The following is a 20,132-nucleotide window of genomic DNA, read 5'->3' as shown; positions in this document are numbered from 1 at the left end:
TTAAGCAAAAAAAGCAGGCTGCTGCCCTATAGTAGATAATAGGCAAATATCTCTTTCTCCGTTGTAGCAAGCTTATAAATATGCATATGCTTTTCTGTATTACTTTTTCCTGCACCCTTTTATTTTTGGATGCAATCAGAGAGGGCGCGCAGTTCGGCAGGATTGATCGGCTGAAGACCAGACTGATCGTAGCGGACGGCAGAGCCGAAGTGGATCTCTGTTACACCGGTTTGCTCAATAAAGTTCGTGATCATTTCTCTCTTCAAGCCACTGCCCGCTAGAATACAAAGGTGGCTTCCTGCTGCCTGTTCCACAAGTCTGCGAATTTGCGGAATCGACTGGGGGGCCGGCTTCGGACCGCCGGAGGTGAGAACTCTCGTTACTGCAGGATACTTCGCAAGAGTACTGAGACCCTCCAGCTGATCCTCCAGCTCATCAAAGGCACGATGAAACGTCACCTGCAGATCACCAGCTGACTTGAGCAGCAGCTCTAACGTTCTAACATCGATTTTGCCATCTGGTGTCAGCGCCCCAAGTACAACGCCTGCTGCACCTGTCTGCCGGATTGCCTCAATCTCGGCAGCCATCGTTTCCACATCGGTCTCACTATAAACGAAGGAACGGCTATGTGGACGCACCATGACATGCACGGGAATGCTGACAGACTTCACCACTTGGGAGACAAGACCGATTCCTGGAGTTAAGCCACCTTCAGTAATGGCCGTAATCAGCTCCAAGCGATTGGCACCGCACTTCTCTGCCGTAACGGCGTCGTCCACGGTCGTTGCTATAATCTCTAACAGCATAACTAATCACTCCTTATCCATTTGTCGGTATTCCGTATGATTCCATAAAAAAAGCACGCCCATCAACCAAAACGATGGTTAATGGGGATGCCTTCAGATTTATAACTTTATAATAGTATTCCGATTACCTCAGTTCGTAGTTCCTGTATATACAATCTCGGCAGGTCCTGACATGTATACATGGTTATCTTCCTCACTCCACTCAATATACAGATCACCGCCCTTTAGACTGATCCAGGCTTCACGATCCGTTACATCATTCAGAACAGAGGATACCAAGGTAGCACAAGCCCCGGTTCCACAGGCGAGCGTGGGTCCTGCGCCGCGTTCCCATACCCGCATATCTACATGCCTGCGATCCTTCACCGTTGCAAATTCAACATTCGTTTTGTTAGGGAACAACGGATGTACTTCCATTTTAGGTCCCCATGCGGCCAGATCAAAGCTCACCGCATCATCAACATAAATTACACAGTGTGGATTACCCATAGATACTGCAGTGAACCGGAAGCCGCTGCCTCCCACCTCTATAGGTTCATTCACCACTGGATTTGCATCAATTGTCGTCGGCACCTTAAGACCGTCAAGCTGAGGTTCTCCCATATCCACACGCACCGTCTCCACTTTACCGTCCTTTACAGTCAGCTGAACGGGCTGTACGCCTGCCCCAATCGTACGAATCGTAATCTCTTCCCGGTCAATATGTCCGTTATCGTACACATATTTGGCAACACAGCGAATTGCATTACCGCATTGTTCAGCCTCTGTACCATCCGAATTAATGATGCGCATTTGGAAATCCGCCGTATCGGAAGGCAAAATAAATACAAGCCCATCTGCTCCGATCCCAAAGAATCGATCGCACCATTTTATCGCCAGCTCAGCCGCGTTAGCGGGAAGCTCTTGTTCTCCATATACGACAACAAAGTCGTTACCCAGTCCATGCATTTTCGTAAATTCCATGACGTAACTCCGCTCCTTTTGGCACTCCAGATCGAACGAACCATTCATGATAGCTATTATAAATAGGCTCATTCTCTCCAGCCTATCCTGCTAAAATATGATAAGCATTTGACTTTTTCAGGATAGCATACCTCAAGGAGCGAAGGAAATCTACTTTATGCTGAAAACTTTGTATTTTTTGGTGTGTAGCCTCCGGTAGTCAATCTCCTACGGTTACGGCGTCCTCCCCATACACTGCCGATTCCAAGCAGGAATGTAGGAATTCCGGCAGCAACGATAACAAGCGCCCACTCTCTTAGATCAAGCGGTACAGTTTTGAAGATCGGCTGCAGTTGAGGCGTGTACATTACGATAAGCATCAGAATGACAGATGACAGAACCGCAAGAACCAAATATTTATTCTGCAGCGGGTTCCGATGGAATATGGATCTTGAGCTTCGGCAGTCAAATACATGGATGAGCTGTGCCATGACAAGGGTTGCAAAAGCTACGGACTGGGCTTTAACAAGCTGTCCTTCACTATCGGGTGCGGCCTGTAACGTTAACCAGAATGCCCCCAGCGTACATAATCCGATCAGCACACCACGGCTAATAATCTTCCAGCCCAGTCTTCTTGCAAAAATGTTTTCTTTCGCAGAACGCGGTTTATGCTCCATTAGATCTTTCTCCGGCTGGTCGACTCCTAATGCCATTGCTGGCAGCCCGTCGGTCACAAGATTGACCCATAGAATCTGAATCGGCAACAGTGGCAGTGGTAGACCTGCCATCATGGCGAAGAACATCGTCAATATCTCTCCGACATTGGAAGCGAGCAAATAACGAATAAATTTTCTTATGTTCTCATATATATTTCGCCCTTCCTCAATAGCCGAAACAATGGTAGAGAAATTGTCATCACTTAGTATGAGAGCAGAGGCTTCCTTGGTTACATCCGTACCTGTGATCCCCATCGCAATCCCGATATCTGCGGCTTTGATCGCAGGCGCGTCATTAACACCATCTCCTGTCATCGCAACCACGTGCCCTTTGCGCTGAAGTGATTTTACGATCCTCAGCTTATGCTCCGGAGATACTCTTGCATAAACATAGGTCTGCTCGACTTCATTGTCCAGCTCCTCATCACTTAATGAAGCAAGATGCTGACCTGTCAGTACCTTGCCATCCCGCGGCAATATGCCAAGCTGATGTGCAATCGCCTCCGCTGTCATGGAATGGTCACCCGTAATCATGACTGTCTTGATTCCGGCTCTTCTGCAGGTTGCAATCGCATCACGTACCTCCTTGCGTGGAGGATCAATCATCCCGGCTAGACCCACAAAGATCAGCTGACTTTCTGCTTTCTGTTCACTATCAACGTGTTCTTCCGGCTTCACTTCACGATAGGCCATGCCCAGCACTCTCAAAGCCGAGCTTGCCATTCTCTCTCCCGCTGCCGTAACCCTCTGTCTCAGCGTCCCTGTAAATGGCACTACCTTGCCTTCCCACATGATGTAGGTGCATTCCTGGATTAATACGTCCGGCGCACCTTTAGTAAAGATCAGTCTTCCGCCCTGATGCTTCATCATGACAGACATCAGCTTCCGTTCCGAGTCGAATGGAAACTCCTGCACACGCTCATATAAGCCAGACAGGCTTTGCGGTGATACACCGGCTTTGGAGGCAAGCGTAACCAGGGCTCCTTCTGTTGGATCCCCCTTCAGTCTCCACTCCGTCTCCTCCAGCAGCTTTTTGCCGTTTCGCATATCTCCGGCCGGAACCTCTTCGATCTGCGCATTGTTGCAAAGTGCACTAATCTGGAACAGTCTGCGAAGAGATTGATCACTCTTCAAGTCCACGATTTGGTCTTGATACGTAATTTCTCCGGAAGGACTGTATCCTTCCCCGGACACCTTCAGATGACGTCCGCCCTGCCATACATCCGTTACCGTCATTTTGTTCTGCGTCAGTGTTCCCGTCTTATCCGAGCAAATGACCGAGGCCGATCCCAGTGTTTCAACCGAAGGAAGCTTGCGGACAATGGCCTTCCGTTTGATCATACGCTGTACACCAAGCGCAAGCGCAATCGTTACAATCGCAGGCAGACCTTCAGGGATTGCGGCTACAGCAAGGCTCACACCTGCCAGGAACATCCCCACTGCCGGTTGTCCATGCAGAATACCTGCCACAACAACCAGAACGGTAAGTACCAGGGCAACGACGATTAATATTTTGCCTAGCTGCTCAAGTCTGCGCTGCAAAGGTGTCTCCTGCGCTTCGGTATTCTGGATCAGATCAGCGATTTTGCCCATTTCGGTATCCATACCGGTGCGAATTACGATTCCCTTCGCTGTTCCTCTGGTCACCATCGTGCCCATGAAACCGATATTCTTCTGATCACCGAGCGGGATTTCCTCTTGCTGAATGATTCTGCTATGCTTGCTAACCGGCACAGATTCTCCCGTGAGCGCAGATTCTTCAACATCACAGTTGCTGGCTGCAACAAAGCGAATATCGGCCGGAACGCGATCTCCGCTCTCCAGCATGACAATATCTCCCTGGACCAAGTTTTTGGCCGGTATTTGCATTACCTTACCGTTCCGCAGCACCTTAGAAGTCGGCGCAGACAATTTCTTGAGCGCGCTGAGCGATCGTTCGGCACGAAACTCCTGTACAAACCCAAGGATTCCATTCAGCAGAATAATCGCGATAATGGTGATAGCATCCAGATATTCGCCCAGCAGCCCGGATACAAGTGTGGCACCAACCAGAACAAGCACCATAAAATCCTTGAATTGATTCAGGAAAAGGGTGATCGGTGAGATCCCTTTCCCTTCGGACAGCTCGTTAGCTCCTGATTTTTGTTGCCTCTCTTCCGCTTCGGCTTCTGTCAGACCTATCTGCGGGTCAACATTCAAGCTGGCCCCAAGATCCTCTATACTCATCTGATGCCAATTCTTATGCTCCATCACGTACAGTTTCCCCTCCCGGTCTTTAGTCCTGTGCCTGTCCAGTGTCATGACTTGCCCGAATCAAAATAGGATTCATATCCTTCAATAAGCAGCGCCAATCTTGCCGGACAAACTTCTAACATTACTGTATTCGGACAAGGACTGAATTATCACATCTAAAGAGCTCTTAAGTTTTTGTCAAAACTATGGCATGATAGTAAGAAGTGAATCTAACCGTTCACGGCCACGAACCAAAGCTTAAGATGGGAGAACACTAAACTTATGGCACTAGACGGAATCGTCGTCCGCGCAATTGTAGACGAACTGCAAGCCTGCGTTGGCGGACGCATCAATAAAATACATCAACCTAATACACATGATATCGTAATCAGCCTTCGAGCAGGCCGGGAGAATGCCAAGCTGCTGCTGTCAGCAAGCCCTACCTATCCCCGGGTTCATTTTACAGAGCAAACCTTCATTAATCCGACGGAAGCCCCCATGTTCTGCATGCTGCTTCGCAAACACTGTGAGAGCGGTATTATTGAGAAGATCAGTCAGGTTGGTATGGAAAGAATGATTCACATCGACGTAAGGCAGCGAGACGAGCTGGGGGATGTATCTGTAAAACGGATCATTATTGAGCTGATGGGACGGCACAGCAACATTATTTTGCTTGATCCTGCATCAGGCACCATGATGGATGGCATCCATCACGTCACTCCGGCGATTAGCAGTTATCGGGTGATCATGCCCGGATTTGCTTATACCGAGCCGCCTCAGCAGAACAAGCATCATCCTTTAACAGCCGGCTCAGCTGAGTTTGAAGCCTATACAGCCTATGAAGGGACAGCTGCCAAGTGGCTTGTCGATACCTTCAGTGGTATAAGTCCACTCATAGCCGAGGAGATCGTGTATCGAGCCCAGCTTAGCGGAGAGCCGAAGTCTGAGGCTCTGCCGAGATTGATACAGGCCTTTAGTGAAGTGATGAGCCTTGTATCTTCGGACCAGTTCAGCCCTGTGATCGGTCAGAATACGAAGGGAAAAATGGTGTTCTCAGCCATTCCTCTTACACATCTGAACGAAGAGCTCACCTCATTCTCTTCAATCAGCAAATGCATGGAGGCGTATTACGGCGAGAAGGCTGAGCGGGACGCGGTCAAACAGAAGGTGAGCGATCTGCTCCGCTTTTTGCAGAACGAGCGTAACAAAAATGTGAAGAAGCTGGACCACTTGCAGAAGGATCTTGCCGAAGCTGATGATGCAGATCAATATCGAATCTACGGTGAGCTTCTATTCGCATCGCTGTATGCTATTCAGAAGGGGGACAAGGAAGCTGTTCTTCCCAACTTTTATGATGAAGAGCAGAAGGAAGTGCGAATCCCGCTGGATCCGCTTCTTACACCTTCAGACAACGCACAACGCTACTTCAAGAAGTACAACAAATATAAGAACAGCCTGCAGATCATCGAGGATCAGCTGAAAAAGACGCGTGAAGAGATTGATTATATGGACAATCTCCTTCAGCAGCTGTCCATCGCCTCCATGAGCGATATCGAGGAAATTCGCGAGGAACTGGTGTCTCAGGGATATTTACGGGATCGCAGCAAAAAAGGCACTAAGAAAAAGAAGAAAAACCATTTGCCGACCCTGCATGTGTTCACATCATCAGAAGGCATTGAAATCTGTGTAGGCAAAAACAATCTGCAAAACGAATATTTAACTAACCGTCTTGCAAGCTCAGGAGATACCTGGCTGCATACGAAGGATATTCCCGGCTCGCATGTTGTGATCCGGGCGAGTTCTTTTGGCGAAGAGACGCTTGAAGAAGCTGCACAGCTGGCTGCATATTACAGCCAAGCCAAGGAATCGAGCAGTGTTCCCGTAGACTACACCCTGGTCAGACATGTGAAGAAACCGAACGGTGCAAAGCCCGGTTTTGTTATTTACGATAATCAGAAGACATTATTTGTTACGCCGGATGAGGCGCGGATCAAACAGCTGCCGAGCACGATCAAGAACGGATCCTGACTTAGAGCAGATCATTTGAAGACGTAAAGATAGACAAAACACCTTCAGAAAATGCAGCCATTTCACGAGAATGGCGACACTTTTGAAGGTGTTTTTTAGATTAGGGATGTTTCAGACTGCTTCAGGTATTTGATGCTTCAGTTTCACGTTACGCTGCAGCTTACTTTCCGTTTAACTCTTCCAGAACTTCTGCAGCCACGGTTACGCTTCCCAGATCACCGTGGAAGACGACACCCTGTCTCTCCCCGTGAAAATCGGATCCGCCTGTTATGACAAGACTATATTTCTCGGCCATCGCCCTATACCGCGCTTCTTCCTCCAGGCCATGATCGGAGTGGTAGACCTCAATGCCCTCGGGCTTACCCTGCTCAATAATTTCCTGTACTAGCTCATCATCCCCGTACAATCCAGGATGAGCCAGAACAGGCTTACCGCCAGCCTCTCTAATCCATTCCATCGCCTCAGCCGGTGATACACGCGGAACACTGACAAATCCCGGCTTCCCTTCAGCCAGATACCGATCAAATGCTTCGCGCATGTTCTTAACATAACCTTTGTGAACAAGTGCATCGGCAATGTGCGGACGTCCAATCGTCTCATCCTTGTCCAAAGGTCTGTTCATGACACGGATTACGTCATCCATCGTCACTGACAGCCCAAGCTCCTGCAGCTTCTCCAGAATACGTGTATTCCGCTCTTCCCGGGTGCGTCGGAGTGATTCGAGCCGCTCTAGAAATTTAGTGTTGTGTATATCAACAAAATAGCCAAGCACGTGAATATCCTTACCTCCGGCCCGGGTGCTGATCTCAACACCTGGAACGACCTGAGTGCCGTATTGTTCTCCCGCTCTGATGGCTTCCTCTACACCGGAGACGGTGTCATGATCCGTAATCGCCACTGCTGCAAGACCTCTAGCTGATGCAAGCCGGACATTTTCTGTTGGAGACTGCATGCCGTCTGATGCCAGCGTATGCGTATGCAAATCACAGCGATTTGTTCCGTGCTCCATAGACATGTTCAGACTACTCCTTTCGTCATTCGCTCGTCAGAGTCATTTTAATCATCGCTTTCGTCTAATGACTGCGCATGCTTCTTCAAGTAATTCAAGAAGGTTACCGCTGAAATAGGCAGCATGGAGGATTTAGAATACACCTCGTAAAATTCCCGTTTGAACTCAATATCCTTCAGCTCCAGTATCTTTAAGAGACCGAGTGTCACTTCATGCTTCACTGAAGAAGGCGATATAATCGTAATTCCTACACCGGCCTCGACAGCGGATTTAATAGCTCCGGTGCTGCCCAGCTCCATCACCGTGTTCAGCTTTGATGGATCAACCCCGTGCTCACGGATTGCATCCTCCATCACTTGCCTTGTTCCCGATCCCTTCTCACGCACAATAAATGGATACTCAAGCAGATCATGCAGCCCGATCTCTTCCTTATACGTCAGCGGGTGATTGCCTGGAACGATCAGTTTCAGCTCATCACGCATTGCAGGCTGAACGATTAAATCCGGGTGCGAGAGCGGCGCCTCAATCATTCCAAAATTCAGCTGATGCTTCATAATTCCATCAATGATTTGAGTCGTGTTCATCACATTCATGACAATGGATATATCAGGATGCTTCTTGCCGAAGGGGCCAAGCAGGCGAGGCAGGACATATTCACCAATTGTCAGGCTGGCGCCAATCAGCAGCCTGCCCTGAAGCTTGTCCGTAAAGGAAGACATCGCTTCATCCGTTTCACGAAACAGCTCCATGCTGCGCAAGGCATAAGGGAGCAATGCTTCTCCAGCCTCCGATAACTCGATCTTCTTCGTTGAACGATGAATCAGCTTCGTGCCGAAGTAATCCTCCAGTGATTGAATCTGCATCGTAACTGCTGGTTGTGTCATATGTAAAGCCTGAGCTGCTGCAGAGAAGCTCCCTTTGTCCGCAACGGTATAAAAAATGTGTAGCTGGTGAAAGTTCATCTTGATCTACTCCCCCTTAAACTTTTCTTATTGTAACCGATCCACAAAAAAAAGTGTGCATATATGCACACTTTTCGATCAAAGCGATTACTCCACTACGAAGCTATTCTGTTAAACAAAGCTAGCTAGGCTTCGTACTACTTTCTCTTACGGCTGTTCTTCACCAGCGTCATTCGTCTAGAATGCCGCAGCCAGGAATAGTAAGTCTTCAAGTCACGCAGTTCAATCGTCTCTGACATCCGTCCAAGGAAAGTGACAATGATCATTTTGTGAAGCGGATTCCCTGTAATATCATATTCACCAGGCAACTCAGAGAATTCAGCAACCACGACTAGATCACCATCAATGAGATAAACATCTTGCTCATTCCGATAGTAGGGTGAAATCCTGTTCTGCTTGAGGCACTCCCAGAGCCATGCTGCGATGTTCTCAATATCGTTATTATCCTGTCTTACTCGGTCCGCATATCTTAGCTTAGCATGGTTCGTAATGACAACATCAGCTACTCTCTTATCACCTAGAGCCACATAAAAAGGTTCGTAAGTGCTCCAGCGCTGCATCAACTTGTCTCGCATGGGATATCACTCTCCACAAGATAGGTCTTTCTATCTACATATTTAACCAATATATTACAACATAAGTCCCGATAGCTCAAGGTAAAATTGCTTCTTGTGATAAGAAATTTGAGTTGTTAGTATGTCAATCAAAAAAATCATCCGACGTCAGCCCTATCTGATCGCTTGATTAATTCAAAAATATGAAAATAAAGAGCGGCCTATGGGCCGCTCCTCCGGATTGTATATGAAATTCCTTCCCGATGTATTTACACCAGGTTAAATCCCGCCGTAAAAGCTGGTTTTGTCCGGAATGTCCTTACTGTACTCCGTTTTAATCTCATTTCGATATGAACGTTCAATCTTGCGAACATAGGATAGTCTTTTGACATTCTTCATTGTATCCTCTGCGCGCTCTGCGTTCACATACATTACGACGTAATGCATTCTTCTTGAGATATAATGTACTGTGCCATATTTTTCTAGATTGCGAGCAGCTTTTAGATCACTGACCCATATGATATATCCTGTTCGCTGTGCAAACATACGAAATTCACCTCTTCTTCAGATTTTGCTATATCTGTCTATTGCAAAATCCTCCTTGTACCGGCATCGGCATTCATGAAGAATAAATCAGCCGCCGCAACCGCAGCTTCCGCCCCCGCCGCAGCCGCCTTTTGGTGAAGGATCGTTGCTAGGAACTTTAATGGAACTAGAAACGGAAAAAGCGATCGTCTCAGACATCTGATGCAGCATATCGTCTAACTGTGCCTCAGCTTCCTTAAAACGTCTAACTTCTTCAAAAGTTTCAAGCTGATCCTCTACAGCCTTAACTTCGTCTTTGGCACTATGATAATTGGGGTGGAAATGCCCAAAGCGCTCCGTTTCCGCAAATAGCTCCTTTTTGTCCGAAAGACGTCGGACCCATACTTGAATTTCCGGATTCTGCTGAACCCGCTCTTTCCAATATAAATAATCTGTTACTAACGTAGATTGGTTAATCATATCGCCTAGTTCATAGGCGTATGACAGCACTTGGGCCATATCAACCGTATTTAGCTCAGATACGCTCATGAAAATTCATCCCGATCTATATCAAAGTTCCATTTCTTTTCGGAAAAGGACTATATCTATCATAACATATCAGCCTATACATAAGAAGAGTTTTTGTCTCTATCTTGCTGGCTAATTAACTTATTTTGGTAAAATAAGGGACATTTTTGTCCATTCTGAAGGTACAAGTGTACTCTTCTCGACTACGTTTATCACTCTATCCGGTGCAAAATAGCCGTTTACTGACCAAGGCTCGCCTCTGCCAATCGACTCCGGGATAAATTCTCTACGTATTCCTGCACATTCGATGCCGAGCCGAATCCGCCAGGAAATAGCCTGCTGAACCATTTGTTTAGCTGTTGAAGGATGATATTCCCGCCATTCCTCATACCAGGACTTCGGTATCGATCTGAAATCAGGCAGCAGACTGGAAATGTCGGGTGTATCTTCTACCTTTTCGTAATAGTGCAGATTGTTTCCGGTATATACGAAGCCTTGTCTGCCTGTTTCTGCACAGAACCTCACAGCGAGCTCCGCCTGCTCCTTCGTCAGCGGATAGATCCGGGTATCAGGACTAAGACCTTTAATGCCCTTTGCAGGAGAGAGGCCCATCGCAGTCAGGTGTTTCTGTATTTCATTCAGCTTGTCCTTGTTTACAATGAAATGGTTCGGGCCAATGCGCTCCATATCTGAGCGCCATACCGAATAAGACGGATGAGCCTCAATCGCATCCGCATCCTTCAGATTGGCGCATCTTAGCAGAATAACCGCTTCGAAAGTCGTCTTCCCGAGCTCAGCTCCCCATTGTTCCAGTGTTAACCGGACTTGATCGGGTACGCCGGTCTCGCTGTATTGCTCAAGCCACTCCATTACCGTATCCGGCTCGAGTCCATGCTCAGCCGCAAGATGAAGCCGCTCCTTGGTCAACTTGTATATCGTCATTCGATCCCTAGCCTTCAGCTCTGCACAGCCCTCCAATATCCATGTTAGACGTTTGGAAGCGCTCTGCGGCACCATGATTTCAAAGTCAGGCTGCACGAAGATCCCTGAATAACGATTCTCAGATCGAACCTCATCTCGATCCTCGGCCCGATCCGCATCATCATCAACAGGCTCCTCAAATCGAAAATAATAAGTCCCGTCCGTAGAGGAGCCTAATTCTCCATAGCCAAAGGCAGCCAGGAGACGTACCCAGCCTGTGGCAGCATCAGCAAGCTCGGTAGTTGTCATCTGCCTTGCAAATCCATTATCCACTAAGCATGTGCAGAGCATGTCCAGACTGAGCCATGACAGTCCAGCATCTCTTCTTCCACAGCAGGTCAGCAGACTGCGAAAATGCCGGGCCCCCGGTATCGGTGATCCATACCTCTCTACCGCAATATGATAAATGTTCTGCCTCATCTGCTCATTTGACAGGTCCAGCCAGCTGTTTAATACATCCTCATCAATCGTGATCTGTCCTTCCTCTTTGCGTACCAGACCCAGACTAAACAGCAGATCCATGATGACTGCAATATGCACCGGATAAACATCCGGATGTGCGTAAGATAGAGCAAGCCCTTCGAAATCGGAAGACTGGAGAACGGTCATTTCCCCCAGCCTTCCCAGCGTCTTTTTATGTATCGTCCCTTTGGCAGTCAGAGGCATGCCATGAATCGCAATATAAGACAGGATATGAAGAACTTCCCCTGTAATATCTGATTTCGCTTCAAGAAGGACATGCTCCACCATGGAATCATGATCACCTGACAGAGGCAGCTTAGGCAGTATGATTCGTTCTGTCAGCCATACTAAATGCGCGGAAGGAATATAATAGATTTGTTCTCCCCACGTTTTCTTTACCGTCTTCAACAGTTGAAGACCTCTTAACCGAAGAACCGCAAGATCCAGCTCCAGCCCACTAAGCTGACCCGACAGCTCCTCCTGAAGGGAGTCAAGCTGCAGCGCCGAGCTGCCGAACAGCCGAAAGGCTGTCAAATACAGCAGCCTCTCTTGCTGATTTAATTGCTCCATACTTTTCTCGAATGCCATTTGTTCTGGGTTAGCCATTTTATAGCGTGGCCTCCTTCTCAGCGGCTACATGATATTCATACCCCTGCTCAATAAGAAACATTTGTCTCTTTAACGCAAAATCCTGTTCTCTTGAATCCTTGGATACCAAGGTATAGAAATAAGCTTTATTAGCCCCTTCCTTGGGACGCAAAATTCTCCCAAGACGCTGTGCTTCTTCCTGTCTTGAGCCATAGCTTCCCGATACCTCAATCGCAAGCGCAGCATCAGGCAGATCGACAGCAAAGTTAGCGACCTTTGAGACAATCAGCGTAGTAATCTTTTTCTTGCGAAAATCGGCAAACAGGCGGTTTCTTTCCTGCTGAGAGGTTGCACCTGTTATAATCGGCACCTGTAATTCTTCAGCAAGCAGCTTCAGCTGGCCTACGTATTGACCAATAATGAGTGCCGGCAGATCCGGATGACTGTCAAGCAATCGCTTCACTACTGGGAGCTTAGCAGGATTCTCAGAGGCCAGTCTAAATTTCTGCCTTGGTTCGGCATACAAGTATTTTTGCTTCAGCTCCTCCTCCATAGGTACACGAATCTCTCTGCAGTCCACCTCAGCAATCCAGCCTTGCAGCTCCAGCTCTTTCCAGGGCATGTCATAACGCTTTGGACCGATAAGTGAAAATACATCCTGCTCACAGCCGTCCTCCCGGACCAAAGTGGCCGTGAGACCAAGTCTTCTCGTAGCCTGGATGTCAGCTGTAGCCCGAAATACAGGGGCAGGAAGCAAATGCACCTCATCATATATGATGAGCCCCCAGCTGCGCTCTCCGAACAATTTCATATGTGTAAATTCATCATTTTGGTTTTTGCGATGAGTCATAATTTGATAGGTGGCCACAGTAACGGGTCTTACTTCCTTCGTCTGCCCGGAGTATTCGCCTACAGAGGCTTCCGGAATTGTCGTCTTCTCATTAATCTCCCTGATCCACTGTCTAACAGAGGTCGTGTTGGAGGTCAGAATGAGCACCTCACATTGCAATCGTTCCATCACAGCGATTCCGATAATCGTCTTGCCCGCGCCACAAGGGAGTACGAGTACACCACTTCCACCAAGTCCGTCTGATCCTTCAAAGGCGTTTGCCGCTTCCATCTGATAGTCCCGAAGTTGAAATTCCTGGGTCCCCTTGCCCTGCTCTATTGATTTCCACGAGAAGGCAAGTGGACTTCCATGCTTATACCCCGCCTGGTCCATAACAGGATATCCGATACGAATGAGCTGCTGTTTAATTAGCCCGCGATCCTTCGCAGGTATTAGAAGCTTCGTATCGGTTAATCGCTCAAAAGAATACGAGGATAGCGCCTTATGTGACTGAATTTGGTCAATCCATTTGGCCTCTTCGCTTACAAGTATGCATTCTCCAGTCTCATCATCCGATTGAAGCTTTAACTTCCCATACTTTTCTACAATTCCGCGAACATCCTGAATCAGTGACGCAGGAACATTCCACCTGGACACCATCACAAGGCTCTCTATAATATCGTCAGCACTGTACCCCATTGCAGCTGCACTCCACAGGGTGAGTGGGGTCATTTTATATGTATGAAAAGCAGGAGGACTCTTCACCAGTTCCGCATAAGGTGCAATTTGTTCTCTAGCGGTCTCATAGCTTGGATGGCCAGTTTCAAGTAATATCGTAAAATCCCGCTGCACAATACACGCTTTGTCTGCGTTCATATCTCTTCTCCTTCCAAAGAAAGAAAAGTCCAATTTCGCATGGGCGAAAATGAACTTTTCTGGCACATTTCATGCAAGTGGATGCTGGATCAATGTAAATGCTCCGAAATTTGCGTCAATGCCTCCCCGGCATTATCAGCAAGCAGATGAGTGACCGCCAAATCACCCAAAGAGACGATACCTATCAGCTGATCCCCTTCGATGACGGGAATTCTGCGAATCTGGTATTTAGCCATCAGCTCAGCTGCTTCATCTGCTGTGGTATCCTTCGTCACGGTATGAACCTTCTTCGTCATGACCTCTTCAACACCGGTTGAACCTGAATGCTTGCCCGCATACCCTCTGAGCACAAGATCGCGGTCTGTTACGACACCCACCAGCTTAGAGCTGTTCTCCGTTTCTACAATCGGAATAAAGCCTGTATCCTGATCCTTCATCATCACGGCTATATCATAGATATGTTTATCTGCTGAAACCGTCGCTACACCGGTAGACATCACTTCAGACACCATTTTTTTTGTCATCCGAAGACCTCCTAATCATGAAATTTTAAGCCTTACATTTCATTATTAGGTTAACCCGAACTAGCTAAAGATATTATGAAATGGATTCAACTTATTAAACATTATGCATGCACGGTTGATGTAATATACTCCTCAGCATAGCTTTTTGTCATTTGTATGAATAATTGCATGGCATCGAGCATCGCCTGCTCGTCAAAATCAAACTTGGGATGATGATGCGGATAGATCGCTCCGGTATTATCGCTGCCTGCACCCACAAACATGAAGCAGCCTGGAATCTCCTGCAAATAATAAGCAAAATCCTCAGCCGGCATCAGTTTTGGCGTTACACGCACTCGTTCTGCACCAAATGCCTTCGTTGCTGTATCAAAAAAACGGGCCGCTTCCTTGTCATCATTAACGACAGGCGGGTATCCCATCACATAATTGATGTTGTAGGCGGCTCCATATGCAGAAGACACCTGCTCCGTAAGCCGATGAACACGTTCCTTCATTACATAACGTGTCTCCTCATCAAAAGTACGAACCGTACCGCTGATCGTAAAGTTCTCTGCAATTACATTCTGTGCAGAGCCGCCTTTAATTGTCCCTATTGTTAATACTGCAGGCTGAAGCGGATCTACGGAACGACTGACAACACTTTGCATCTGGAGCACAAGTGAAGCCCCGGCTACAATGCTGTCAATACTGGTATGAGGCATTCCGCCATGCCCGCCTTTACCTGTTAATTCTATATAAAAGTCGTCCGCCGCGGCCATCATTGCTCCAGGAGTGCTGGCATATTGGCCGAGTGGAATTGGTGTCCATAAATGAATACCGTAAATCACATCGACATCCGTTAAGGCTCCGTCCGCTATCACTTTTGCCGCTCCTCCAGGAAGAAGCTCCTCGGCAGGCTGGAACAAAAACCGCACTTCGCCAATAAAATCCTCTCTGTGCTCGCTCATATATCCTGCAGTAGCCAGCAGGGTTGCCATATGTCCATCATGACCGCAAGCATGCATTGCTCCGTCCACTTGAGACTTATAAGCGGTCTCCTTCTCATCCTGAATAGGGAGTGCATCCATATCTGCTCGAAGCATAACGACAGGCCCAGGTACGCTCGTTTGCAGGATGCCGATCACACCATGTCCACCTACATTTTTTATAACCTTCAAACCAAAGGATTCAAGCTGCTCGGCAATAAACCTGGATGTATTCACTTCATGAAAGGAAAGCTCTGGATTCTGGTGAAGATAACGTCTCCACACAATCATTTGGTCAAGCCACTCATCTAAACTGCGCTCTCTCATAAAACGCCCTCCACCCCTTCTAATGTTTTCCTATCATTGTATCAGAAATTATGCTTAAACGATATGAAATGGCAGGTTATGGAAAGCTTGCACATGCTGAGGAAACATACTATCATGATATTTGTGAACACAAAGGAGCATTGTATAAGGAGGGTTCATCTTCTATGATATTTGAGAACACGGGCTTGGACGGTCTCAGAAGCGATCTTGCATACTTAGATGAAAGCGCGGAAAAGGCCGGCTTTGTTCGTTGGCAATGGGAATACTACCGCGCTACATACGACTACAAAATCGAAGACAGCAAATCAAAAAATGAATATTTCTTACGAATCAATACGCGTGTAATCGAGGGCAAGCTAGAGAAACCTGACACTATTTTATCTGTAGAAGCTGTATATATCGGAAGAGCAACTTTTCCTCACGGACTGGAGTACGAAAGTGAAATTCCTGCTCCAGTGATGAGCCTTGCTAACGAGAAGATTAAGCAGCTCAAGGAATTGCTTGAAGCGTAATCAGGAACAGCCTATGAAGACAAAAGAAACAAGGCGTGTGCGAAGAGGTATGCCTGATTTTCAGTTACTCATCCTCACCTTGTTATTAGTAGGCTTTGGATTGATCATGGTTTACAGCTCGAGCGCAAGCATAGCCCTCGTCTCAGAAGATTACAACAATGATGCTCTTTATTTCACCAAGCGACAAGTGGTCTTTGCGATCCTCGGAGTTATTGGCATGTTTGTTGCCATGAACATTCCTTTTGCAAAGTACAAGCAATTATATATACCATTGTTTCTCCTAACTGTCATATTACTGTTAGCTGTGTTAGTTGTAGGTGCGGAAATTAACAACGCGAAGAGCTGGTTCTCTCTAGGGCCAATTAATCTTCAGCCTTCTGAAATTGCCAAGATTTCTCTCATTCTGTATTTATCCGCGCTGATTACCAAGAAGGGCGAACGGTTCCGTGATTTACGAACCGGCTATATTCCAGTCATGATTATTGTCGGCTTTGTCGCCGGACTGATCATGCTGCAGCCTGACTTTGGTACAACCTTCATTCTAGTCGCTACCTGCGGCCTTATTATCTATGCAGGCGGCGCCAGTATGAAGCATATTATGGGTTCAATTGGACTCTTAGTTGTCGGAGCAGGCATTGTCATCGGAGCAAAATATATCATCGACTTAATGACAGGCAATGCATCCGGTAATTTCGGCGGTTACCAGCTTGCCCGGTTCACGTCATTTCTCAATCCGTTATCTGACCCTACCAATTCATCCTATAACCTGCTGCATTCCTTAACCGCAATTGGACAAGGCGGGCTGTTCGGTGCTGGCATTGGGCAAGGCGTGATTAAGCTGCACTATTTACCTAACGCTTTTAACGATTTCATTTTTGCCGTTATCGGTGAGGAATTAGGTCTAGTGGGAACAATCCTGTTCCTTGGGGTTTATATTTATTTTATCTGGCGCGGCTTCATTATTGCACTGCGCTGTAAGGACTCCTTCGGTACTCTAGTGGGCGTCGGCATCATGGGACTGATCGCAATCCAGGCTTTTATTAATATCGGCGGCGTAACACAGACTATCCCTGTAACTGGAGTCACCCTTCCATTCATCAGTTATGGAGGTACGTCGCTACTGATTACGATGGCCAGCATTGGTATTATGCTCAGTATCTCCCGAGAGAATAGTCTTGATCAGCCCCAGGAAAGAGTCAAGTCTGTTCGCACCATAACAGAGGAGCAGCGCACCTCGCCTGCTCTCGTTAATCGCAAAACCCAGAAGAGAACAACTTCGAAATAAGTGTTGTAATAACGACAAAAGGACAGTTTGGTCATTTGACCAAACCGTCCTTTTTTTGTCATTATCCGATTCCATTGCACAAGACCAGTAATCTGCCGTTTCATTACCTGTAACAGACTTACTGCTCATCTCCCTTGAATGACACGCCTTCAACTTTCACATTCACTTCAACTACCCGCAGTCCTGTCATACTCTCTACGGCTACACGTACGTTCTGCTGAAGCATCCGGGACACCTCGTGAATTGGTGTTTCATACAAGACGATAATTCTTAGATCAATTGCCGCCTCTGTGGATCCAACCTCCACGGTTACGCCCTTCTGTACATTCTTACCGCTGAGGCGCTTGGCCCAGCCTTCGGACAACCCTCCGGACATTGCTGCAATTCCCGGAGTTTCGAGTGCCGCAAGACCAGCAATTTTAGCTACAACATCATTAGATATACGAATGTTGCCTGTTTCGATTTCGAGCTGCTCTGCCATGCCGAATCCTCCTTTGGCTTCATTACCCATATTTTAAAGCCTTTCACCCCTAAAAAGCAAATCTATATATCTCATCACTTACATAGCAAAGCCTGCTCATATTTTAGTTGAATGAGGGGATATTATAACAAGTATGTTTCTGTTCTATCAGGGGGCGATCTTTATGAACAAATTGACTTCAATCCTGCTCATCCTTACCTTCTGTTTAAGCGCTGCAGCACATTTTCTGCACCTTGATCCGCTTATACAGTTTATCCTATCTTCGATTGCCGTCATCTTCGTAGCTGCTTTTTTAGGAAAAGCAACCGAAAGCGTGGCGCACTATGCAGGGGAGCGGCTCGGCGGATTTCTCAATGCAACATTCGGAAATGCTGCAGAGCTCATCATTGCGATTTTCCTCGTGCGGGAAGGTCTATATGATATGGTAAAAGCAAGCTTGACCGGCTCTATCATCGGGAATCTTCTGCTCGTGCTTGGACTCAGCATATTCCTTGGGGGGTTGAAATACAAAACACAGAGCTTTAATGAATCGCTCGCCGGGATGAACGGCTCTCTCATGACCGTTGCCGTTATCGCCTTGTTCGTCCCTGCCGTCTTTCTTAACACCCATACAATTACAGAAAATCAGACGAAAACTTTAAGCTTGCTCGTGGCCGGCATCCTGATTGTGTCCTATCTGGCCTGGATTCTGTTCTCCATGATCACTCATAAGGACCTTTTGACGGATTACTCGGACGGTGCTGAGCCCGATCATGGTGAAAAGCCCAAATGGTCCAAGACACGTTCGATTATCTATCTTATTGCTGCTACCGTAATGGTTGCCTTTGTCAGTGAATGGCTTGTCGGAACGCTGGAGTCGCTTACGACTCAATTCGGTTTCAGTGAAGTATTCGTAGGAGCCTTTCTTGTCGCCATTATCGGAAATGCCGCCGAGCATAGTGCTGCTGTCCTGCTTGCCATGAAGAACAAAATAGGCGCAGCTGTAGAAATTGCCGTTGGCAGCAGCCTGCAGATCGCCTTGTTCGTTGCTCCCATTCTCGTATTTGTGAGCTTCTTCTCCGGTAATACAATGGATATCGTTTTCACCACTATTGAACTTGCTGCCATTGCAGTTGCCGTGTTCATATCCAAATCCATCACGCAGGACGGTTCCACGAACTGGTATGAGGGACTGCTTCTCATGGCGGTATATTGTATTCTCGGCGTCTCCTTTTTTCTTATCTGAGCGCTTCAGTCAGTCAAAAAACATACGAAAAAAGCATGCATCTCTCCATGCATGCTTCTATAAATGACCTTGCGCTTACTCCAGATTCCCTTTATTATTCAGCGCTTCATAGAGAACGGCTAAATTACGTTCAAGGTTATTCACCAGCTGCTTGCCTGTTTCCGCTGGAAGAAGTCCTGCACGAACAGCAAAATCAACTTCTTTGGAGAAACCAAATACTTGAGTATCTAATACTTCCTCATAGAGAGGGCAGTAACGTGTTGCCAGGTTCTCCATCTGTACTTGAATAAGCTTTTTTATTTTATCTGCATCTTCTTCAAGAAGACTCATCGCTTTGGAATTCAGTTGTTCTTGCAGATTTGATGAAGTCATGCACTCTTCCCCCCTATGTCCAGAATCTTGTACGACAATATATCATTAATATTAGACGAAAACCACGCTCAAGACAAGAACCTGCTAAAAAAAGCACCTTTACCATCAAGGTAAAGGTGCTTTCAATCGCTGCATAAGCTGTTATTCGGCTGCTATTACCACCGTCAAACCATGCTTAGCAAAGACTTCAGAGATTTCACGTTTCGCTTCATCGGCATCCGGTCCATGAACATGAAGTTCATACGTTTTATTGCCTACTAACGTAGTAAATAATCCAAGAATGCTTTTTACATCAATGTACTTGCTGTCTGAGTGAAGTACGATAGAAGAAGTGAACTTACTCGCAGTTTGAGCAATTTCTACAACCGCTGCATTGTTACTCGACATAGGAATCCCTCCGTCT

At 47.0% G+C, this 20,132-nt stretch carries 19 protein-coding genes; 4 read left to right on the top strand and 15 right to left on the bottom strand.

Translation table 11 applies throughout. The features are described from left to right. Window positions 1-119: 119 nt before the first annotated feature. The 3 genes from BLW49_RS15530 to BLW49_RS15520 all read right to left on the bottom strand — a co-directional run bounded on the left by BLW49_RS15530 (window position 120) and on the right by BLW49_RS15520 (window position 4,714). On the bottom strand, window positions 120-806 hold the full coding sequence (locus BLW49_RS15530) for a copper homeostasis protein CutC (RefSeq protein ID WP_076313161.1): 687 nt from the start codon (window positions 804-806) through the stop codon (window positions 120-122). Window positions 807-935: 129 nt separating this feature from the next. Next, entirely contained in the window at window positions 936-1,769 is an 834-nt protein-coding gene (dapF, locus tag BLW49_RS15525) for a diaminopimelate epimerase (RefSeq protein WP_076313162.1), read from the bottom strand. A gap of 155 nt (window positions 1,770-1,924) precedes the next feature. Then, on the bottom strand, window positions 1,925-4,714 hold the full coding sequence (locus BLW49_RS15520; protein ID WP_076313534.1) for a calcium-translocating P-type ATPase, SERCA-type: 2,790 nt from the start codon (window positions 4,712-4,714) through the stop codon (window positions 1,925-1,927). A 264-nt stretch (window positions 4,715-4,978) separates the two neighbouring features. On the opposite strand from BLW49_RS15520, the gene BLW49_RS15515 reads away from it, so the two are divergent. Further along, window positions 4,979-6,724, top strand: a complete 1,746-nt coding sequence (locus BLW49_RS15515; RefSeq protein WP_090725451.1) for an Rqc2 family fibronectin-binding protein — start codon at window positions 4,979-4,981, stop codon at window positions 6,722-6,724. 160 nt (window positions 6,725-6,884) lie between these two features. Here the strand turns inward: BLW49_RS15515 and BLW49_RS15510 are convergent, their stop codons facing one another. From BLW49_RS15510 to BLW49_RS15470, 9 genes are all read right to left on the bottom strand, one after another. Further along, window positions 6,885-7,739, bottom strand: a complete 855-nt coding sequence (locus tag BLW49_RS15510) for a PHP domain-containing protein (protein WP_371264564.1) — start codon at window positions 7,737-7,739, stop codon at window positions 6,885-6,887. A gap of 41 nt (window positions 7,740-7,780) precedes the next feature. Then, complete coding sequence (locus tag BLW49_RS15505) at window positions 7,781-8,695, bottom strand: selenium metabolism-associated LysR family transcriptional regulator (protein ID WP_076313165.1); 915 nt, start codon at window positions 8,693-8,695, stop codon at window positions 7,781-7,783. 137 nt (window positions 8,696-8,832) lie between these two features. Continuing rightward, complete coding sequence (locus BLW49_RS15500; protein ID WP_047910946.1) at window positions 8,833-9,270, bottom strand: hypothetical protein; 438 nt, start codon at window positions 9,268-9,270, stop codon at window positions 8,833-8,835. A gap of 258 nt (window positions 9,271-9,528) precedes the next feature. Continuing rightward, on the bottom strand, window positions 9,529-9,795 hold the full coding sequence (locus tag BLW49_RS15495; protein WP_047910945.1) for a YlbG family protein: 267 nt from the start codon (window positions 9,793-9,795) through the stop codon (window positions 9,529-9,531). Between the two features lie 87 nt (window positions 9,796-9,882). Further along, window positions 9,883-10,323, bottom strand: a complete 441-nt coding sequence (locus BLW49_RS15490) for a YlbF/YmcA family competence regulator (RefSeq protein WP_090725449.1) — start codon at window positions 10,321-10,323, stop codon at window positions 9,883-9,885. Window positions 10,324-10,443: 120 nt separating this feature from the next. Next, window positions 10,444-12,351: a helicase-associated domain-containing protein gene (locus BLW49_RS15485; RefSeq protein ID WP_090725448.1), complete on the bottom strand. Its 1,908-nt coding sequence runs from the start codon at window positions 12,349-12,351 to the stop codon at window positions 10,444-10,446. Window position 12,352: 1 nt separating this feature from the next. Further along, complete coding sequence (locus BLW49_RS15480; RefSeq protein WP_076313168.1) at window positions 12,353-14,038, bottom strand: DNA repair helicase XPB; 1,686 nt, start codon at window positions 14,036-14,038, stop codon at window positions 12,353-12,355. Window positions 14,039-14,127: 89 nt separating this feature from the next. After that, the gene (locus BLW49_RS15475) at window positions 14,128-14,562 is read right to left on the bottom strand and encodes a CBS domain-containing protein (RefSeq protein WP_076313169.1); all 435 of its coding nucleotides are present in this window, start codon (window positions 14,560-14,562) and stop codon (window positions 14,128-14,130) included. A 101-nt stretch (window positions 14,563-14,663) separates the two neighbouring features. Then, window positions 14,664-15,854, bottom strand: a complete 1,191-nt coding sequence (locus BLW49_RS15470; protein WP_090725446.1) for a M20 metallopeptidase family protein — start codon at window positions 15,852-15,854, stop codon at window positions 14,664-14,666. Between the two features lie 164 nt (window positions 15,855-16,018). Here BLW49_RS15470 and BLW49_RS15465 point away from each other — a divergent pair, with 164 nt between their 5' ends. Beyond that, on the top strand, window positions 16,019-16,366 hold the full coding sequence (locus tag BLW49_RS15465; RefSeq protein ID WP_076313171.1) for a YugN family protein: 348 nt from the start codon (window positions 16,019-16,021) through the stop codon (window positions 16,364-16,366). 13 nt (window positions 16,367-16,379) lie between these two features. After that, window positions 16,380-17,651 carry a putative lipid II flippase FtsW gene (gene ftsW, locus BLW49_RS15460; protein WP_076313535.1) on the top strand — a complete coding sequence of 424 codons (1,272 nt, stop codon included), beginning with the start codon at window positions 16,380-16,382 and terminating at the stop codon, window positions 17,649-17,651. 118 nt (window positions 17,652-17,769) lie between these two features. On the opposite strand, the gene BLW49_RS15455 is transcribed toward ftsW, so the two are convergent. Further along, a complete protein-coding gene (locus BLW49_RS15455; protein WP_047910938.1) occupies window positions 17,770-18,132 on the bottom strand; it encodes an Asp23/Gls24 family envelope stress response protein in 363 nt (120 codons plus the stop codon). Window positions 18,133-18,295: 163 nt separating this feature from the next. Between BLW49_RS15455 and cax the strand changes: the two genes are divergently transcribed. Continuing rightward, window positions 18,296-19,357, top strand: a complete 1,062-nt coding sequence (cax, locus tag BLW49_RS15450) for a calcium/proton exchanger (protein WP_090725445.1) — start codon at window positions 18,296-18,298, stop codon at window positions 19,355-19,357. A 75-nt stretch (window positions 19,358-19,432) separates the two neighbouring features. Here cax and BLW49_RS15445 read toward each other — a convergent pair whose 3' ends face one another. Together BLW49_RS15445 and BLW49_RS15440 are read right to left on the bottom strand one after the other, a co-directional pair. Then, window positions 19,433-19,729: an Fpa/YlaN family protein gene (locus BLW49_RS15445; RefSeq protein ID WP_047910937.1), complete on the bottom strand. Its 297-nt coding sequence runs from the start codon at window positions 19,727-19,729 to the stop codon at window positions 19,433-19,435. A 141-nt stretch (window positions 19,730-19,870) separates the two neighbouring features. Then, window positions 19,871-20,116 carry an HPr family phosphocarrier protein gene (locus BLW49_RS15440; RefSeq protein ID WP_047910936.1) on the bottom strand — a complete coding sequence of 82 codons (246 nt, stop codon included), beginning with the start codon at window positions 20,114-20,116 and terminating at the stop codon, window positions 19,871-19,873. Window positions 20,117-20,132 lie beyond the last annotated feature (16 nt).

Source organism: Paenibacillus sp. PDC88 (assembly GCF_900106725.1).
Classification (GTDB): domain Bacteria; phylum Bacillota; class Bacilli; order Paenibacillales; family Paenibacillaceae; genus Paenibacillus; species Paenibacillus shunpengii.
The sequence above is the reverse complement of the archived record's forward strand: the minus strand, read 5'-3'. Positions and strand labels throughout refer to the sequence as shown.

What these genes read in the sequence shown, in the direction of transcription:
- BLW49_RS15530 (WP_076313161.1), bottom strand. Translation starts at nt 806, where the DNA reads ATGCTGTTAGAGATTATAGCAACGACCGTGGACGACGCCGTTACGGCA.
- dapF (WP_076313162.1), bottom strand. Translation starts at nt 1,769, where the DNA reads ATGGAATTTACGAAAATGCATGGACTGGGTAACGACTTTGTTGTCGTA.
- BLW49_RS15520 (WP_076313534.1), bottom strand. Translation starts at nt 4,714, where the DNA reads ATGGAGCATAAGAATTGGCATCAGATGAGTATAGAGGATCTTGGGGCC.
- BLW49_RS15515 (WP_090725451.1), top strand. Translation starts at nt 4,979, where the DNA reads ATGGCACTAGACGGAATCGTCGTCCGCGCAATTGTAGACGAACTGCAA.
- BLW49_RS15510 (WP_371264564.1), bottom strand. Translation starts at nt 7,739, where the DNA reads ATGTCTATGGAGCACGGAACAAATCGCTGTGATTTGCATACGCATACG.
- BLW49_RS15505 (WP_076313165.1), bottom strand. Translation starts at nt 8,695, where the DNA reads ATGAACTTTCACCAGCTACACATTTTTTATACCGTTGCGGACAAAGGG.
- BLW49_RS15500 (WP_047910946.1), bottom strand. Translation starts at nt 9,270, where the DNA reads ATGCGAGACAAGTTGATGCAGCGCTGGAGCACTTACGAACCTTTTTAT.
- BLW49_RS15495 (WP_047910945.1), bottom strand. Translation starts at nt 9,795, where the DNA reads ATGTTTGCACAGCGAACAGGATATATCATATGGGTCAGTGATCTAAAA.
- BLW49_RS15490 (WP_090725449.1), bottom strand. Translation starts at nt 10,323, where the DNA reads ATGAGCGTATCTGAGCTAAATACGGTTGATATGGCCCAAGTGCTGTCA.
- BLW49_RS15485 (WP_090725448.1), bottom strand. Translation starts at nt 12,351, where the DNA reads ATGGCTAACCCAGAACAAATGGCATTCGAGAAAAGTATGGAGCAATTA.
- BLW49_RS15480 (WP_076313168.1), bottom strand. Translation starts at nt 14,038, where the DNA reads ATGAACGCAGACAAAGCGTGTATTGTGCAGCGGGATTTTACGATATTA.
- BLW49_RS15475 (WP_076313169.1), bottom strand. Translation starts at nt 14,562, where the DNA reads ATGACAAAAAAAATGGTGTCTGAAGTGATGTCTACCGGTGTAGCGACG.
- BLW49_RS15470 (WP_090725446.1), bottom strand. Translation starts at nt 15,854, where the DNA reads ATGAGAGAGCGCAGTTTAGATGAGTGGCTTGACCAAATGATTGTGTGG.
- BLW49_RS15465 (WP_076313171.1), top strand. Translation starts at nt 16,019, where the DNA reads ATGATATTTGAGAACACGGGCTTGGACGGTCTCAGAAGCGATCTTGCA.
- ftsW (WP_076313535.1), top strand. Translation starts at nt 16,380, where the DNA reads ATGAAGACAAAAGAAACAAGGCGTGTGCGAAGAGGTATGCCTGATTTT.
- BLW49_RS15455 (WP_047910938.1), bottom strand. Translation starts at nt 18,132, where the DNA reads ATGGCAGAGCAGCTCGAAATCGAAACAGGCAACATTCGTATATCTAAT.
- cax (WP_090725445.1), top strand. Translation starts at nt 18,296, where the DNA reads ATGAACAAATTGACTTCAATCCTGCTCATCCTTACCTTCTGTTTAAGC.
- BLW49_RS15445 (WP_047910937.1), bottom strand. Translation starts at nt 19,729, where the DNA reads ATGACTTCATCAAATCTGCAAGAACAACTGAATTCCAAAGCGATGAGT.
- BLW49_RS15440 (WP_047910936.1), bottom strand. Translation starts at nt 20,116, where the DNA reads ATGTCGAGTAACAATGCAGCGGTTGTAGAAATTGCTCAAACTGCGAGT.